The sequence below is a fragment of the Candidatus Protofrankia californiensis genome (genome assembly GCF_900634765.1).
In the GTDB taxonomy this organism is placed as follows: domain Bacteria; phylum Actinomycetota; class Actinomycetes; order Frankiales; family Frankiaceae; genus Protofrankia; species Protofrankia californiensis.
Genome location: NZ_CAAAFT010000135.1, coordinates 3,444 through 4,285 on the forward strand (window position 1 = coordinate 3,444; position 842 = coordinate 4,285).

The window sequence follows — 842 nt, forward strand, 5'->3', positions numbered from 1 at the left end:
TGCCCGCCTCGTGGTGCCCGCCTCGTGCTGCCCGCCTCGTGCTGCCGGCCCCTGCAGTACCTGCCCGGTGCCGGCCCGGATGAGGACGCAGTCGCGGCTGGCGGGATCCGCCCTTGCAGTACCTGCCTGGGCCGGCCGCGGCGGAGGCTACGGCCCATGGCGAGGAGCTCTGCCGCGGCCCTACCTGCCCGGCCGGTGAGATTCGCCGGACCGGCCGGACCGGCAGGCCCATCTGACCCATAAGGTTGACCGCATGGCGCAGTACGTCTTCCAGATGCGCAAAGTGCGCAAAGCCCACGGTGACAAGGTCGTTCTCGACGACGTCACCCTGTCGTTCCTGCCCGGCGCAAAGATCGGTGTCGTCGGTCCGAACGGTGCGGGTAAGTCGTCGCTGCTCAAGATCATGGCCGGTCTTGACCAGCCGAGCAATGGAGACGCGACGCTGAGTCCCGGTTTCACCGTCGGCATGCTTGCGCAGGAACCGCCGCTGGACGAGACAAAGGACGTCCGCGGCAATGTCGAGGACGGCGTCCGGGAGATCCGTGAGGTCCTTGCCCGGTACGAGGAGATCAACGAGAAGATGGCCGCGCCGGACGCGGACTTCGACTCCCTCCTCGCCGCGCAGGCAGCCCTCATCGACAGGATCGAGGCGGCGAATGCCTGGGAGCTCGACAGCCAGCTCGACCAGGCGATGGACGCGTTGCGCCTGCCTCCCGGCGACGCCGATGTGACCAAGCTCTCCGGTGGTGAGCGGCGCCGTGTCGCGTTGTGCAAGCTCCTGCTCGAAGCTCCCGACCTGCTCCTGCTGGACGAGCCCACGAACCACTTGGACGCCGAGAGCG

Annotated in this window: 1 protein-coding gene; it reads left to right on the forward strand. The window is 68.4% G+C overall.

Features of this window, described 5'->3' with window-relative positions; all coding sequences use genetic code 11:
• Window positions 1-253: 253 nt before the first annotated feature.
• Window positions 254-842 (forward strand): ATP-binding cassette domain-containing protein (locus tag DD1DGNOD_RS29015; RefSeq protein ID WP_241255551.1); only part of this gene is annotated, 589 nt, incomplete at its 3' end.